Source organism: Clostridium sp. FS41 (genome assembly GCF_000954015.1).
Classification (GTDB): Bacteria; Bacillota; Clostridia; order Lachnospirales; family Lachnospiraceae; genus Enterocloster; species Enterocloster citroniae.
Window position 1 is genome coordinate 1 of the sequence record NZ_JYHN01000045.1, and the last position, 15,813, is coordinate 15,813.

The window sequence follows — 15,813 nt, forward strand, 5'->3', positions numbered from 1 at the left end:
CTGAAGATATTCCCTCCACCTGCAGAGCAGGTGGTTTATTTTTACTGTGACACAAGAAAAAAAGCCCCAGGGTATCAAATGATTCCCTTGGGGCTTTCTCTGTCGTATGTCAGGAGTTCACCGGGGTGAGGACAGCCTTTTCCGGCCGCATAAACTTTAGTTCCCGGTACTCCACTCCGGTGGGACTCAGGGCTGACCTGAAGTTTTCAGGATCCTCCGTATTTTCCCCAAACATTCCATAATGGCATGGGATGGCTGTCTTTACGCCGATCTCCTGCGCCAGCCTGGCGGCGGACCTGTAATCCATGTTTCCCAGTTTCCCATTGATGCAGACGATCATGGCGTCCGGCACATATGATTTGATTTCTGTGAGTTTTTCCGTATACTCCGTGTCCCCGGTGATGTACAGACCGCCTGTGTCATTTCCCTTGTCCTGAAACAAAAGCCCGATGCTGTCCCGGGTATGGCATGCATAAGCTGCCCTCAGGGTGATCCTGCCGCCGACCACGGTCTGCTGGTATCGCTCCAGCCGGGTGTTGTTATGGATACCGCATTCCTCCAGCTTCCCGATGCAGGAGCCGGGTCCCATAAAGGTGATGGGCCTGTGGGCCAGGCGGCATATGGATACCTGGTCAAAATGATCCAGATGGTCATGGGTGAACAGGATATAGTCCACATCCAATTCTTCCGGCTTAACAGGGACCGGCACCATCCGTTTCATTCCTTCTATCTCCTCAACCGTATTGGACAGATAGGGATCAATGCACACTCTGCAGCACCCAAAATCCAGGATATATCCGGCCTGCCCCAGCCAGGTGATCTCAAATTCCATTTCTTCGCCTCCCTTTCCTACCAGTTGTGGACCGCCCCTTCCCTGTCTCTCAGGGTGGGAAGAAACTTAGGCTTGTAAGTGTATTCCCTGGCAGCGTCCTCATCCACCTCCACCCCCAGTCCCGGTGTATCCCTAATGGTGATGAATCCATTTTCATACCGGACATTGGTATGGAAGACCTGGTCCAGCTCTTCATTGTGGTCCACCCACTCCTGTATGCCGAAATTGGGTATTGCGAAATCCACATGAGCCAGGGCTGCATGGGCCAGAGGTGAGATATCACTGGGTCCGTGGAAGGCGATCTTAACTCCATGGTTCTCCGCCACTGCCGCTGTCTTCATGGACGGGGTGATCCCTCCGTAGTGGCTGATATCCAGCCTGAGGTAATCAATGAGATTCCTTTCAATGGGAATCAGGCAGTCCTTCATACTGTTATAAAGCTCTCCCATGGCAATGGGAGTCACACTGTGCCCGCGGATAAGCTCCAGTCCCTGGACATTGACCGGCTCCACAGGGTCCTCTAAGAAGAACAGGCCGAACCGTTCCAGCTGTTTGGCGGCAGCCGCCGCCTGGATCGGCGTAAAACGCTCATGGCTGTCATGGATCAGACCAATACTGCCGCCAAATGTGTCCCTGAGATAGGATGTGACCCGGATCAGGTCATGACCGTATTCCTCCGTGTCCCATACCTCCGGCTTTCCAATATTCCCCTCTGTGACTTCGATCCGTCTCCCCAGGCTGATATCCTGATGGGGCTGGTTAAAATAAAGCCCCTCCTGACGGCTGTCTTTGGTATCAAAGCTATACCTGAAGCAGGTGCATCCGTCCTCCATCCGCTGCCGGATCCTGTCAGTCAGATCTTCCTTTGTGTGTCCATGGACATGGAAATAGGCCCTCAGCCTGTCCCGGCACCTCCCCCCCAGAAGCTGATACAAGGGCGCGCCATACCGCTTACCCTTGATATCCCACAGCGCCATGTCGATACCCGCCAAGGCGGTCATCAGTACAGGGCCGCCTCTCCAATACGTTCCCCGGTACACCAGCTCCCATATGTCTGTGATACGCTCCGCATCCATACCCACCAGATATTTGGACAGATGGCTGTCAAGGGCTTCCTTAACCGACAGCTCCCTGCCGTTAAGGGTTGCATCCCCATATCCTGTCACACCGTCTTCGGTTGTGATCTTCACGATCAGATAGTTCCTTCCCGGACATGTCAGGATCGTCTCCATACTTTTAATCAACATTCCTATCCTCCTTTGGTCCCTGGTGTACTCTCAGAGTCTCCTGGCACTCAGATTTACGAGATGATTTTTTGTAGAGTACACCCTGTCATCCCAGGGACTGGAACCATTGGTTCATGGGCCCCTGTTTTCCGTGAAGCGCCACCAATGTCTCCATATCAAGAGCGCCCGGTTCCGGCAGCAGAGAGGTCAGCCCTCCGTCCACCACAATATCGCTTCCCGTCACAAACCGCGCCTCCTCCGATGCCAGATAGACCGCGGTATATCCAATATCCCTTGGCTCCCCTATCATATGCAGGGGCTGGTTGCACTCCATACCCAAAAGATGTACATCCCTGAATTTCTCCACATATTCATCATAAATCTCCTGACCGTATCTGGATAATACCCAGTGGCCCACCTTTACCTGGATCGCCCCTGGTGAGATACAGTTGACGCGGATATTATAAGGGGCCAGTTCAACGGCCAGGGCTTTGGTCATCATCTTAACCGCACCTTTGGCCGCACAGTATGCGGTCTCATTGGCCAGCCCCAGATGGCCTCTGACAGAGGATATGTTAATGATACTGCCCCTGTTTCCCTCTTTCATATACGGAACCGCGAACCTGGCCCCATACCAGTAGCCTCTTACATTGGTCTCCATAATGGCCTCATACCGCTTTTCCGCCTCCTCATCCTCGTCATCCACAGCATATCCAAACATGGGATATCCCGCATTATTGACCAGTATGTCAATGGCTCCATAGGCATCGCAGGCGGTCTTCACCATGTTTTTCATACTCTCCCTGCTGCGTACATCCGTGCTGACGCAGATACTTTCTCCCCCCTGCCTGCTGATGGACTGCCGCAGCTGCTCCATCTCCTCCATACTTCTGGCAGCCAACACCACCCTGGCCCCCTCCGCTGCAAACATGGACGCGATTTCCGCACCGATCCCCCTGCTTGCGCCTGTAACAATTGCCACCTTATCCTTCAGTCTCATACTGCCTCCTGTGTTCTTTTTACTGCGTTTATAAACATGTCTTTTATGCCGGAGATATCCACCAGGTCAGTGGCCATATCAGAGGGCTCGGTTACGATCAGCACCGGATTGGCTTTCTCTCCCGGACAGGTGAACTCACCGTGAAGCACGCCGGGATTGATGGCAAAACAGCTGAACCCGGGATGATCATATACCATCTCCACGATCATAAAGTCCGATTCCTTAAGCTCCCTCCGGTCCCGCTTTTTAACAAAATCAGCCAGCCCGTCAAAGGCAAATGCGATATATAAGGGTTTTGTATCCCTGCCGGACAAAAGAAACACCTCTTCATGGGCCGGATGATGGTGAAACATGGAAGGCCATAAAAGGTTCATCCCCACATTGATCAATTTATTCCCCCCATGATCATTGCATTCCAAAACAACCTCCACCTGTGCCCTGTCATCAGCCATGGCATACAGGTCATTCCCGCTCCTCACAGAGGAGATAAGCCCCTTACCTTCCAGATAGTTCCATACCTTTTCATTCATTTTACATATTTGTATCATTTTTACCCCTCTGCCCCGGTCGCAGCCATCATGATCGCGTTTTCACTTACATTGGTCCTGTTAAGCTCAGCCGTGATCGTACCTTTGGTCATCACCAGAAAGCGGTCGCACATCTCGATCAGCTCCGTAAGTTCAGATGATATCATGATGATTCCGATCCCCTTTGCCGCCAGCCCGGATATGGTTTTGTATATTTCCACCTTTGCCCCCACATCGATCCCCCTAGTGGGCTCATCTAATATAAGGATTCTTGGATTTGTGCTCAGGCATTTTGCCAGAACCACCTTTTGCTGGTTCCCTCCGCTTAAGTTCAGCACCTTGGTATCAATGGATCCTGCCTTGATATTCAGGCTTCCCTTCATCTCCTGGGCATGCTTTTTTTCCTTGGATCTGTTGATCAGGCCCTTCCTGGAGATATTCTTCAGGCTGGCGATGGATATGTTTTCCTTAATGGATGCCATGGCTATAATTCCATCCTTTTTCCTGTCCTCTGTCACCAGGCCAATCCCATACTGCATGGCGGTGCGGGGAGAATCGATCCTTACCTCTTTTCCGTCCATGTATACAGTCTTGCTGTATTTTCCTTTATAGGACCCGAAAATGGCGTTGACCAGTTCACTTCTCCCAGCGCCCACAAGCCCTGAAAGGCCTAGTATCTCCCCCTCCCGCACAGAAAAGCTGACTCCGTTCACAATGTTCTTCTGCCTGTTATAGGGATGCTGGACCACCACATTTTCCACCCTCATGATCTCCTTCCCGATTTTCACGGTTTCCTTGGGATACATATTTTCAATCTTGCGGCCGATCATCTTTTCCACAACCGCCCTGTAATCAAACTCTGAGCGGTCAAATCCCCCTTGTGTCTCCCCGTCCTTTAATACGGTGATCTTGTCCGCCACATCAAACACCTCATTGAGACGGTGGGATATGTAAATACAGGAAATATTGTCCTTCTTCAGCTCCAGGAGGATCTTTAGAAGGTTATCAGTCTCTTTCAGCGTCAGGGTGGATGTGGGTTCGTCCAAAACCAGCACCTTGGGCTTTTTCCTGATCGCTTTGGCGATCAGGACCAGCTGCTGCTCACTTGCGCTTAAATTGCGCATAGTCTCCCTCACTGGAACATCCAGGCCCACTTTTGCAAGGGCTGCCTCCGCCTCCCTGTAGATCCGTTTCCAGTCCACGGTGCCATTCTGTTTTTTGTAATAGCTTCCTATAAATATGTTCTCCCCGATGTTCATATCCAGCATGCAGCTGATCTCCTGATATATCATCTCAACACCGCATCCGGAGGAATCAGACGGGCTGTTAAACTTTTTTTCTTCTCCGTCAATAAAGATCTGCCCGCTGTAGGAGGTACAGGGATATGCCCCGCTTAACACCTTCATAAGCGTGGACTTACCTGCGCCGTTTTCACCAACCAAGGCATGTATCTCACCGGCCCTTACCCGGATATTGACATTGCTTAGCGCCTTTACTCCCGGAAATTCTTTTGTGATATTTTTCATCTCTAAAACATAATCATTCATGGACCAGTCTCCTACGCTCCGTATTGCCGCACATGATCTGCGGCAATACGGATGAATCAATTTTCCGAATCTATTTCCTGTCTCTGTCAAGTTTGACTTTTTATCCTTACTTCTGTATAATTGGATTTGGTATAGGCCCATTCATTCCGCACTGTTTCCCCAAACATGACGATGGATCAACGGTCTATACCTTTTTAATTTCATCTTTCTGTCTCCACTCCATCCTGTCTCCTATCTTGCAGCGTCCACTTCCGGATAATCAGAATCGTGTTCGTATGTATCCACATTTTCAGCTGTTACAATGGTCACGCCGGAGTCCACAGATGAGGGAACTTCCTCTCCCAGTATGGCCTTATAGCAAAGCTCCGCTCCCAGATAACCCATCTCAAAGAAGTCCTGGGCAGCCACTGCATACACCTGTCCTTTGCGCACCGCATCCAGGTTCATATCCGTATCATCCATACACACTGCAACCACCTGATCCGTAACCCCCAGTTCCTCAAGAGCCTTGCCAACCCCCGGAGTGCCTCCGCTCTCTCCGCTGAAAATTGCATTGATGTCCGGATTTGCTTTGATCATAGTGGTGACTTTATCCAATGACTGAACAGGGTCCGCATTATCCGCCTGTTTGTCAACGATCTCATACTCGATCCCATTTTCCTTCATGTAGGCTTCTGCGCCCTCAAGCTGGGAAATCTGGTTGGCTGCGTCAATGTTGCTCATGAGAACGCCCATGACCACCTTCTTGTCCTTGCCCAGCTTTTCCACAATTGCCTCCATCTGGGAACGCCCGCAGGCATATGGATCCATACCCACAAATGCAGTTCTCTGGTCCTCACTGTCCGCATCCACACATACGGTAGTGACCACAATGCCGCTGTCCTGCGCCTTCCCAAGTACATTGGTAAATGCAGTGGGTGAGAATGGGCAGCATACGATTCCGTCAGGTGCCGCCGCAATGGTGTTCTCAATGGCTTCCACGGTCTTCTCAACCGAGTGGTCATCCGCCCCCGTCCACACGGCCTCAAATCCCAGATCCTTTCCGGCAGCCTCAAAGCCCTCCTTTGCGATCAGCCATACAGGGTCGTTTACCTTTGGGCAGTCGAACATGATCTTGATCTTCCGGTCCGGAGCCGCTGCCGCCGCTTCAGTCTTTGCCTCGGCGCCTCCTGCTGCAGATCCTGCCGCCGTTGCTAAGGACCCCGCCGCCGTTGTTCCTGCTCCTGCCCCGCTGTCAGCCTTTGAAGCTCCACATCCTGCCAGTGACGCTGATACCATTGCCGCGCATAATAAGTAACTTACACTCTTCTTAAACATCTTTACCCTCCCATTTTCATTGTTTGTAACTGTTCAGGACGGCTCATCTTCTTGACCGGAAAAGCCGGTCAAGAAGCATCGGATGTCCATCCGATGTGAAAATGGATGCAAAAACGGACTTATAAGCAAGCTTAACGCCCGCTTTTGCACCCATTTTCCCGCCGTCCTGAACTGTTACGTTTGTTTTTTTATTCCCATAACAAAAAGCGTTTCCTTTAAAAGCTTTCCCTGCTCCTCCTTTCCCCTGATTTCTCTGCGGTCTTTCCATGACTTTATATCACTTTACATCCAGACCTGCCCGCCTTTTGCTAATAAGATCAATGGCTACCGACAATACGATAATTGCTCCGATGGCTATGTTCTGCCAGTACACGGATACATTCATAATGATCATTCCATTGGATATGACCGACATCAGCGCTGCCCCCAGTACGGTCCCCAGCACGGTTCCGGAACCTCCCAGCATACTTGTCCCTCCAATGATGGCGGACGCGATCACAGTCATCTCCCACCCCTGCCCCAGGGAAGTCTGGCCTGATTCGATACGTGAAGTCATGATAACCCCTGCTGCCGCTGCCGCCAGACTGCTGAGCAGATAAATCATGATCTTGATCCTGGTCACATTAATCCCCGACAGCCTTGCGGTCTCCTCATTTCCCCCGATCGCATACACGGACCTGCCAAAGGTGGTGTTTTTTAATATGAAGTCCAGAACAAATGCAACAATGATGACAAAAAACACAGATCCCGGCACGCCAAACACGGTCCCGTTTCCAATCACGGAAAACTGTTCCGGCAGCGGATACACAGGCACACCCTTTGTCAGGCCGTTACAGATTCCCCTTGCTATGTACATGGTGCCCAGGGTAACAATAAATGCAGGCATCCTTACCAGAACGATAAGGGTTCCGTTAAACAGCCCCACCAGAGATGCGACCACCATGGACGCAACCACTGCAACAGGAATCGGAAGCCCCATTTTGAGAAACATGGCAACCGCGATCCCGCTGACGCCTATAACAGAACCCACGGACAGGTCCATACCGCCCACGATGATCACCATTGTCATGAATATGGCAATGATCACCACATAGGATGTCTGCCTGGCCAGGTTGATAAGGTTACTGGCCGAGTAAAATGCCGGATTTGCAATGCTTATGACTGCGCACAGCAGCACCAGCGCCCCCAATACCCCAATTTCATTAAACCGTTTTCCTTTGCTCTTTTTTCCCTCTGATCTCATTACACCCTCCTCAAATATCCCAATCCTGAATGTCTTTGTCTATGTTCTCGCAAAGCCTGATATCAATACTGGTGGTATATGTATCTGATCTGACCTCTTTATCCCCAATGATAAGGTCGCTTAATATCTTCAGCGCCATGTACCCCTGCTTTTCCGGGTCCTGACAGATAACTGCATCAATGACCCCCTTTTTCACATAGTCAGTGACAAATGCAGAATTATCATAACATATGATCTTAATATCCCTGCCCAGGTTCTTCACCTCCACAGCCTTGGCAACTCCTTTAATCCCATATCCGGCTATGAAAATGCCGTTGATCCTGTCATTGCCCTCCAATGCCTTTAAGGTCTCCCTGAATGCTATCTCGTCATTTTCCTCCACCTCCAATACGCCGGCCAGACTGATCCCGGGATACTCCTCTTTGATCTTGGACTCAAACCCATTCAGCCTCTGCATATGGGCCATAATATACCGGTAGCCTATGGTCACCAAAAACTCCCCTTTTTTCCCGGTGAACTTAGCCAGCAGCTCCGCAGCCACCCGCGCGCTTTTTTCATGGCAGAACCCCACAAAGCAGTCCCGATAACCGCGGCTGATATCCGTGCTGCAGGTCACGATCCTGTGGCCGGATTCTCTGAGTTTTACAAGCTTATCAATTACAACCGGGGAATTGATCGCGTTTAAGGCAATCCCTGCAACCCCCATATCACTCATTCTGTCTAATAGCTCCACCATCTCCTTTTCTTCATGGGTATTCATGCAGAAAATGTGGGTCGTGATACCATACTCATTCAGGGCATCCCGCATCTGTTCCGCTCCCCTTTTCAATTCCTCAAAAAACGGATTGGTAATGGGTTCAATAATGAATCCAAGCTGCATGTTCTTATTCCTCAGCACCAGCGCTTTTCCAAGGCGGTTGGGTTTGTAATCCAGAGATTCTGCAATTGCCATGATCCGTTCCCGCGTCTTTGCACTGACCCCCGGCTTGTTGTTAAGCGCCCGGTCAACGGTTCCGATGGAGGTATTAGCCATTTTCGCAATATCTTTCATAGTCGTCATAGTGCTCATCCCTCATTTCCATTTGTTTATTGTGAACGATTACGTTATATTCTCCTATGTAGATCTAAAAAACATGGTCATTAATCCACTTTTTACCATGATTTCCATCTTATATTTTCGTGAACGTTCACGTTTTCTGTCTTTAACATATCATTTTTCTTGGTCATTGTCAACATTAATTTGTTTATTTTCGTCTTATTTATAACATTTTTGTCATATTCAGGTTGTTTTAAAAGTATGTAAACGTTATTTGCTTATAGATTTACCTGTTTTTATCCCTGCCCATGAGTAAGATATACAAAAACATGCACCGGCTTTGATCAGCGGCGCATGTTCTGTGTACATTATGTGTTTTATGTGTTTTATGTGTTTTATGTGTTTTATGTGTTTTATGTATTTTATATGTTTTATGTGTTCCGTGTATTTTGTTTCCGGTGCTTATCTATCCGTCCATTGCAGGGATTCCGCCAGGCGTTCAAATGCTTCCATATCCTCCTGGCTTTCTATCATAAAAGACCGTTCCAATTCAATGAACCGTTCATTTTCCTGATCCGGGATAAAATACCGGAACATTGTGGACTTGATGGTCATCATCCCGTCCTCCGTCTTAAAGACTAGCTTCATTGCCTTCTGCCCGTCAAAATCCATGTCCTCTGCTTTTTCCAGGCAAAACTCATTCCCCCGTTTCAGGCCGTATTGCTCAATGGTGCGGTCGTACATTTCCAGCATCCACTGGCCAAAATCAGCGGCATTTCCCTGATCACTGTAAAATTGCCACATTTCCATTGGAGTTTCCCCTATGTAAACACCGTAGCGTTCGTTTCCATCTCCGTCATAGCATATGAGTCCCACACGCTGGTCATTATCATTTATCTCATAGTGATCCCCGGGCCCGCTGCCCTTGGACAGGTCAAGACAGAATCCGTATTCCGTGTGATAAAAGGTGGTTCCGTCAATATAGGCCCGGCCCATGGCGTCCTGATTGGGGTCATAAGATCCTCCATAGTCTGCAAAATCCGCCTGTGTCCCGCTGCTTCCGTTCCAGTCCCAATCCCAGGGAACCATATCCACAAAATCATCGCCATGCTGGAAAAAAACAGTTACATCTTCATCGATCACCTTTATGTCCGGACCGCTGTAAAAGGAAAGGGTTCCCAGGTATGGGTAATTTGTCCTGCAGTCTGAAAAAAGAAGCAGGCCGCCTGCAAAGGATTCACATTGAACCACATTTTCCAGGAATAGTTTGGAGGAACCGGCTGTGGTGATGCGCATAAGATCCGGCGCAGACCGCTCCTTTGCGCAAAATGCAAAATATTCCCCCTGGCCTGTTTTAAGAAGGCCTTCAGTGGAAAAATTCTCCAGTACCTTAACTCCATCACAGTACAGATCCTGAGAGGTGTTATAGTCTGTGTAAAATACAGATTCCTGTTCCTCTCTTACAAGATCCAGCTCCGTGCCGTTGGCGATGCACTTGGGGGACTGTCCCGGCAGGCCGCCCTTTAAATCAAATTCATAGATCCAGCTCTGTTGGGCCTGGTATGAATCATCCATTTTGGTCAGAGAGAGATAGACGGCATCCTCACTCCCCGCCAAATACCAGTCATAATCATTCACCCAGTTGTCCCTAATGTCCGGGACCGCAAACTCTGACACAATACCGTCAGTTGCTGCAAACAACCGGCTCCTGCCACTCTCGTTTATATGGTAGAGGATCATAGCTTCCCCAGCCAGCCAATGTGGTTTCTCTATGAACTCCCAGACCATGGATACCTGGTCGGACAAAAGCTTCTTTTCCCCCTCTTTATAATAGTACAGGGAATTGATTCCATCCTCCCCATAGACCGAGTAATAAACACGGTCCGAACCGGAGTCCAGGTAATAGCTGCCGGCCCTGTCTGCTTTGGAAAGGATTTCCTCAACCGTTCCATCCTTATTTATCTTATCCATTTCAAAATAACACAGGTCCCCGTCCTCCTGAAACCCGGACATATAAATATTACTGCAGTCCCCATTTACCCCAGCAACCTGCACATCATCAGCCAGAAATTCCTCTTTACCGTCCCTGTACCTGTAAAGCCTTTCCTTTCCATGCTCCCCTTTCCGTGTAAAGCAGATGACAGCCCCGTCCTCTGAAGGATAAAAATTATACACATCTTCAACTTCCAGGCAGCTGCCTGTCTGGGGCGTGTAGGAATACAGGTCATACTTTTGTTCAGAAATATCATACGGTTTCCGGGATGACAAAGCCTGACCTGCCTGCTGTTTTAAATCCACCTTAACCGGTACCTGGTATAATAGCCGGTTCCTGCACATTACAGTGTATGCATATCCGTCATATAATACCTTTGCCGTCCCATCCCTGTCATTGACAGCAATCAGCTTCTCATCCACACTGAAATTTTCAGATTCCATCTCAAAGTTGAATATGAGAAAGCTTCCATCTTCGGATATCTTAACATCATAATAATCCTTCAGGTTTGCGCAGGGGCCCGCGCCCTTCATGACCACGGACGGGTTCTTTCCCTCATCCATTACCTTGTTCACATCCGCTCTCATAAGATCTGTGTTCTTTATGTAATAGACATAGGCCGGGGCGGTTTTCTGATCCCATGTGTCCTGATTTTGTGCCTTCTGATCCCGTTCTTCCTGCCCTGCTGCTGCGCTGTCCTCTGTTCCGTTTTGTCCTCCACTCCCATTTCCCTGGTTTGTCCCGGTCCCGCTCTGGTTTGCGGACGGAGCCGTACATCCCCCCAAAGACATTACCGCTGCCATTACAGCACAGATAGACAACACTATAGCTGTTCTTTTTCTATCCCTTCTCTTCCCCATAGGTTTCCTCCTGATTCCTTGGAATTTTTGGTGACCTGTCTTTATTATATCTTAATTTTTAAAAACTTTGTTGAAAATAATTTTATATCAGGATAAAGTGGATTTGCGGAAGACAGCAGACGAAAATCAAAAGGAGATGATTGATATGAACAGAAATGTATGGGAGCAGCTCCCCGACCTGATCCAAAAAGAATATGATAATATCCGCGGCCTGGTAATTATCCGGAATGGATCGATCATACATGAATCGTATTATGGAAATAAAGGGCCGGATGACTGCATCCACGTTGCCTCAGTAACAAAAAGTATCCTTTCCGCACTTATAGGCATTGCTGTAAAACATGGTTATATTGACTCCATTGACCGGAAGGTCATGGAATTCTTTCCTGAGTTTACATTCACTGATCCCAATAAAACCCGTTCCCGGATCACGCTGAAACATCTGCTTACAATGACAGCCCCCTATCCCTATGAGGATTGGCAGGAACCCCTGGAATCACTTTGCACCTCTTCCGACTGGGTCAGGTTTACGCTGGATATGCTGGGAAAAGGAGGGGAAACGGGCGCCTTTAAATATTCCACAGCCAGCGCTCACCTTTTGTCCGCCGTTCTTTCAAGGACCACAGGGAAATCCGCCAGGGAATTTGCCAATGAAATGCTGTTTCGCCCCATTGGAATGAGATCTATCCCTGACTATCCCATGGACGGCTTTGGATATGAGGATTTATTTGGCGCAAAGCTGAAGGGATGGCCCCATGATCCCCACGGCATTACCATCGGAGGATGGGGACTCACCATGACGCCGCGGGATATGGCCCGGTTCGGTTTGCTGTACCTTAACAACGGCTGCTGGGACGGAAATGAGATCCTGCCCCAGTCATGGGTCAGGGCTTCCGCGGCTGCAAATCCCAATCAATATGGGTATATGTGGTGGCTTTTTCAGGAAAAGGACATATCCGCTTTTGCGGCTATGGGAGATGGAGGGAATGCCATCTTCTGTATCCCTCAATTGGATATGGTGGCCGCTATTGCATCTGCGTTCATCCCCCAGCCAAAAGACCGCTGGATCCTGATAAAGGAGTACATACTGCCGGCTGTAGTTACTGGATCTTTCCAATGCCGGGATAGTAGCGGAATAACACCCTAGCCAGAATATCCTCTTCCGGGACATAGGGATCTTCCCAGAATCTGGCATCGGACGAGTGGTTTCTGTTATCCCCCAGCATCAGATAACACCCATCCGGCACTTCAAAATGATAGGTATTAGACTGCATTTCCTCCGGAAGATAGGTTTCCTCCAAAGGAATCTCCGACTGGTTGATATACACATGGTTATCTTTTATATCCACAGTTTCTCCGGGCAGTCCAATGATACGCTTCACCAGCCTTGTCTTATCCCTGCCCGGCTCTGTCTTATGGTCAAAGATCACAATATCTCCCCTCTGGGGATCTTCCCCAAACTGATAAGCGAGCCTGGAACCAATGATCCTGTTTCCTGCCATGATGGTATTCTCCATGGAGCCGGAAGGAACCTGACTGTTGGCAATGATGAACCTGTTTAGGAAAAATGCGATCACGGCTGCTATGAGAATAATCTTAACCCACTCCATGATCTCATGCTTCAGGTTAAATGGCGCCGGGTCGGCTGGATTGGAAGAATTGGATGTCTGTTTTATTTCTTTCATAATGTCTCCTTTGTTGCTGTATTACATATTATGACATTGGATAAGTTTATCACGGATTTCCGGAAAAGTCCTTACCATTCCGTTAAATCCGGTTTCCAATTTTCTGAATATTGATAGGCGGTCATGATAAAGGCGAGAGCTGTCAGATGTTGTCCTGGATTATCCTGCATGTAAAGGAAAAAGGAGGCAGCTTTGGTATCTTTCTCCCATATGATATTAAAACCCCCGGAGAGCTGCAACTCTCTGGGGGTGTCTGTGTACCATTGGGATACAATCGCTTTTCTTTTCTGATTTCATAGATTGGCATGGATATTACACTGCTCTAAGTTATTCCTCTTCAAAAGGAAAAAGAAACCCCAAGGAGGTGCAACTCCTTGGGGTTTCGCTTTGCGTCCAGTAGACACAACCACTTTTCTCTGCTAACATTAATGTCAATAGTTTAGTAATGATCAAAATATTGATTCCAACCACCAAACATATTCAGATCTTCTATGACGTTTTATTCTATCAGCATTTTCTTAGAATTTCCCAGCCTTTGCCGCTTCCTCAATACTAACCGCAATCGCCACAGTCATACCAACCATTGGGTTGTTGCCTGCGCCGATCAGGCCCATCATCTCAACGTGAGCAGGTACGGAAGATGAGCCTGCAAACTGTGCATCGGAGTGCATACGTCCCATGGTATCGGTCATACCGTAGGATGCAGGGCCAGCTGCCATGTTGTCTGGATGCAGAGTACGGCCTGTACCGCCGCCGGATGCTACGGAGAAGTACTTCTTGCCCTTCTCTACACATTCCTTCTTGTAGGTTCCCGCAACTGGATGCTGGAATCTGGTTGGGTTGGTGGAGTTACCGGTAATGGAAACGTCAACGCCTTCCTTCCACATGATCGCAACGCCCTCTGTTACATCGTTAGCGCCGTAGCAGTTAACCTTTGCTCTTAATCCCTCAGAGTAGGACTTTCTCCACAGCTCTTTTACTTCGCCTGAGTAGTAATCCATCTCGGTCTCAACATATGTAAATCCGTTGATTCTGGAAATAACCTGCGCAGCGTCCTTGCCTAAGCCGTTCAGAATCACGCGCAGTGGTTTCTGACGTACCTTGTTTGCCTTTTCAGCGATACCAATGGCACCCTCCGCTGCTGCAAAGGACTCATGGCCTGCCAGAAAACAGAAACAGTCAGTGTTTTCTTCCAGAAGCATTTTTCCTAAGTTTCCATGGCCTAAACCAACCTTACGCTGGTCAGCAACAGAACCTGGGATACAGAATGACTGAAGGCCCTCGCCGATTGCCGCTGCAGCGTCAGCAGCCTTTCTGCAGTCCTTCTTAATAGCAATTGCAGCACCTACTATGTATGCCCAGCAAGCATTCTCAAAGCAGATTGGCTGGATCTTCTTAACCTGATCATAAACGTCCAGACCTGCATCTTTGGTAATCTTCTCAGCTTCTTCAATGGAAGCAATGCCATAGCTGTTTAACACAGAATTGATTTTGTCAATTCTTCTCTCATATGATTCAAATAATGCCATCTTCTTATTCCTCCTATTCGGTCTTCATCATTCTTTACGTGGATCGATAATCTTAACAGCGTCAGCAACGCGGCCGTACTGGCCTTTTGCTTTCTCCCATGCTGTGTTAGGATCATCACCCTTCTTGATGAAATCAGTCATCTTGCCAAGGCTTACGAACTGATAACCAATGATCTGATCGTCTGCATCCAGTGCAATACCGGTTACATAACCTTCAGCCATCTCCAAATAGCGGGGACCTTTCTTCAGTGTTCCGTACATAGTACCAACCTGAGAACGAAGGCCCTTTCCTAAGTCTTCCAGACCAGCGCCTACGGGAAGTCCATCCTCAGAGAAAGCACTCTGTGTTCTTCCGTAAACGATCTGAAGGAACAGTTCTCTCATAGCGGTATTGATCGCGTCACATACCAAGTCTGTATTTAAAGCCTCTAAAACAGTACGGCCCGGCAGGATCTCTGCTGCCATAGCTGCGGAGTGGGTCATTCCTGAACATCCGATGGTCTCTACCAGCGCCTCCTGGATAATACCTTCTTTTACATTCAGTGTCAGTTTGCAGGCACCCTGCTGAGGAGCACACCAGCCCACACCGTGGGTAAGGCCGGAAATGTCTTTTACTTCTTTTGATTTTACCCATTTTGCTTCTTCCGGAATTGGAGCAGCGCCATGATGAACGCCCTGTGCAACTGTGCACATCTCTTCTACTTCATGTGAATAAATCATGTGTTAAAACTCCTTTCAAAAATGAATTTGATCAAGTACAGTGCCCATTCGTTAAATTTATCACATCATACTTGGTTCTATTCTCTCACAAAATCCGACATTATGCAAGTGATTTCTTGTCTCGTGTTTTCCATATTTTCAGTATAAAATCGCATCTTTTTTATTGATTTTATCACCTAATATTCTACATATCAAAAATTCTAGTATCATTTTAGTATCAAAAAAGGTGAGCCCGTCTATTTGGCTCCGCACTAACATTTTATCCTTTATTTATTCTTTGTTCATATTCTATCCATAT

Annotated in this window: 14 protein-coding genes; 1 reads left to right on the forward strand and 13 read right to left on the reverse strand. The window is 48.3% G+C overall.

Annotated elements, in window-relative coordinates; translation table 11 throughout:
- Positions 1-109: 109 nt before the first annotated feature.
- From CLFS41_RS06790 to CLFS41_RS06835, 10 genes are all read right to left on the reverse strand, one after another.
- The gene (locus CLFS41_RS06790; protein WP_045091846.1) at positions 110-832 is read right to left on the reverse strand and encodes an MBL fold metallo-hydrolase; all 723 of its coding nucleotides are present in this window, start codon (positions 830-832) and stop codon (positions 110-112) included.
- Positions 833-849: 17 nt separating this feature from the next.
- Complete coding sequence (locus CLFS41_RS06795) at positions 850-2,079, reverse strand: D-galactonate dehydratase family protein (RefSeq protein ID WP_045091847.1); 1,230 nt, start codon at positions 2,077-2,079, stop codon at positions 850-852.
- An 85-nt stretch (positions 2,080-2,164) separates the two neighbouring features.
- Positions 2,165-3,058 carry an SDR family oxidoreductase gene (locus tag CLFS41_RS06800; RefSeq protein ID WP_007868664.1) on the reverse strand — a complete coding sequence of 298 codons (894 nt, stop codon included), beginning with the start codon at positions 3,056-3,058 and terminating at the stop codon, positions 2,165-2,167.
- Entirely contained in the window at positions 3,055-3,606 is a 552-nt protein-coding gene (locus CLFS41_RS06805; RefSeq protein ID WP_007868668.1) for a hypothetical protein, read from the reverse strand. Before CLFS41_RS06805 ends, CLFS41_RS06800 begins: the two co-directional genes overlap by 4 nt.
- Before the next feature lie 2 nt (positions 3,607-3,608).
- Entirely contained in the window at positions 3,609-5,132 is a 1,524-nt protein-coding gene (locus tag CLFS41_RS06810; RefSeq protein ID WP_007868671.1) for a sugar ABC transporter ATP-binding protein, read from the reverse strand.
- A 231-nt stretch (positions 5,133-5,363) separates the two neighbouring features.
- Positions 5,364-6,449, reverse strand: coding sequence for a substrate-binding domain-containing protein (locus tag CLFS41_RS06815; protein ID WP_007868680.1), 1,086 nt, complete (start codon positions 6,447-6,449; stop codon positions 5,364-5,366).
- A gap of 43 nt (positions 6,450-6,492) precedes the next feature.
- Positions 6,493-6,717, reverse strand: a complete 225-nt coding sequence (locus CLFS41_RS06820) for a hypothetical protein (RefSeq protein ID WP_045091848.1) — start codon at positions 6,715-6,717, stop codon at positions 6,493-6,495.
- Between the two features lie 9 nt (positions 6,718-6,726).
- Positions 6,727-7,692, reverse strand: coding sequence for an ABC transporter permease (locus CLFS41_RS06825; RefSeq protein ID WP_007868681.1), 966 nt, complete (start codon positions 7,690-7,692; stop codon positions 6,727-6,729).
- A gap of 10 nt (positions 7,693-7,702) precedes the next feature.
- Entirely contained in the window at positions 7,703-8,752 is a 1,050-nt protein-coding gene (locus tag CLFS41_RS06830; RefSeq protein ID WP_007868682.1) for a LacI family DNA-binding transcriptional regulator, read from the reverse strand.
- Between the two features lie 438 nt (positions 8,753-9,190).
- The gene (locus tag CLFS41_RS06835; RefSeq protein ID WP_045091849.1) at positions 9,191-11,581 is read right to left on the reverse strand and encodes a hypothetical protein; all 2,391 of its coding nucleotides are present in this window, start codon (positions 11,579-11,581) and stop codon (positions 9,191-9,193) included.
- 145 nt (positions 11,582-11,726) lie between these two features.
- Here CLFS41_RS06835 and CLFS41_RS06840 point away from each other — a divergent pair, with 145 nt between their 5' ends.
- Positions 11,727-12,728, forward strand: a complete 1,002-nt coding sequence (locus CLFS41_RS06840) for a serine hydrolase (protein ID WP_052665643.1) — start codon at positions 11,727-11,729, stop codon at positions 12,726-12,728.
- On the opposite strand, the gene lepB is transcribed toward CLFS41_RS06840, so the two are convergent.
- The 3 genes from lepB to CLFS41_RS06855 form a co-directional block, all read right to left on the reverse strand.
- Positions 12,682-13,266: a signal peptidase I gene (lepB, locus tag CLFS41_RS06845; RefSeq protein ID WP_007868687.1), complete on the reverse strand. Its 585-nt coding sequence runs from the start codon at positions 13,264-13,266 to the stop codon at positions 12,682-12,684. The two genes, CLFS41_RS06840 and lepB, sit on opposite strands and share 47 nt — an antisense overlap.
- Before the next feature lie 518 nt (positions 13,267-13,784).
- Positions 13,785-14,795, reverse strand: coding sequence for a GGGtGRT protein (locus CLFS41_RS06850; RefSeq protein WP_007868909.1), 1,011 nt, complete (start codon positions 14,793-14,795; stop codon positions 13,785-13,787).
- A gap of 27 nt (positions 14,796-14,822) precedes the next feature.
- Positions 14,823-15,515, reverse strand: coding sequence for a nitrogen-fixing protein NifU (locus CLFS41_RS06855; protein WP_007868910.1), 693 nt, complete (start codon positions 15,513-15,515; stop codon positions 14,823-14,825).
- Between the last annotated feature and the right edge of the window lie 298 nt (positions 15,516-15,813).

What these genes read in the sequence shown, in the direction of transcription:
- CLFS41_RS06790 (WP_045091846.1), bottom strand. Translation starts at nt 832, where the DNA reads ATGGAATTTGAGATCACCTGGCTGGGGCAGGCCGGATATATCCTGGAT.
- CLFS41_RS06795 (WP_045091847.1), bottom strand. Translation starts at nt 2,079, where the DNA reads ATGTTGATTAAAAGTATGGAGACGATCCTGACATGTCCGGGAAGGAAC.
- CLFS41_RS06800 (WP_007868664.1), bottom strand. Translation starts at nt 3,058, where the DNA reads ATGAGACTGAAGGATAAGGTGGCAATTGTTACAGGCGCAAGCAGGGGG.
- CLFS41_RS06805 (WP_007868668.1), bottom strand. Translation starts at nt 3,606, where the DNA reads ATGATACAAATATGTAAAATGAATGAAAAGGTATGGAACTATCTGGAA.
- CLFS41_RS06810 (WP_007868671.1), bottom strand. Translation starts at nt 5,132, where the DNA reads ATGAATGATTATGTTTTAGAGATGAAAAATATCACAAAAGAATTTCCG.
- CLFS41_RS06815 (WP_007868680.1), bottom strand. Translation starts at nt 6,449, where the DNA reads ATGTTTAAGAAGAGTGTAAGTTACTTATTATGCGCGGCAATGGTATCA.
- CLFS41_RS06820 (WP_045091848.1), bottom strand. Translation starts at nt 6,717, where the DNA reads ATGGAAAGACCGCAGAGAAATCAGGGGAAAGGAGGAGCAGGGAAAGCT.
- CLFS41_RS06825 (WP_007868681.1), bottom strand. Translation starts at nt 7,692, where the DNA reads ATGAGATCAGAGGGAAAAAAGAGCAAAGGAAAACGGTTTAATGAAATT.
- CLFS41_RS06830 (WP_007868682.1), bottom strand. Translation starts at nt 8,752, where the DNA reads ATGACGACTATGAAAGATATTGCGAAAATGGCTAATACCTCCATCGGA.
- CLFS41_RS06835 (WP_045091849.1), bottom strand. Translation starts at nt 11,581, where the DNA reads ATGGGGAAGAGAAGGGATAGAAAAAGAACAGCTATAGTGTTGTCTATC.
- CLFS41_RS06840 (WP_052665643.1), top strand. Translation starts at nt 11,727, where the DNA reads ATGAACAGAAATGTATGGGAGCAGCTCCCCGACCTGATCCAAAAAGAA.
- lepB (WP_007868687.1), bottom strand. Translation starts at nt 13,266, where the DNA reads ATGAAAGAAATAAAACAGACATCCAATTCTTCCAATCCAGCCGACCCG.
- CLFS41_RS06850 (WP_007868909.1), bottom strand. Translation starts at nt 14,795, where the DNA reads ATGGCATTATTTGAATCATATGAGAGAAGAATTGACAAAATCAATTCT.
- CLFS41_RS06855 (WP_007868910.1), bottom strand. Translation starts at nt 15,515, where the DNA reads ATGATTTATTCACATGAAGTAGAAGAGATGTGCACAGTTGCACAGGGC.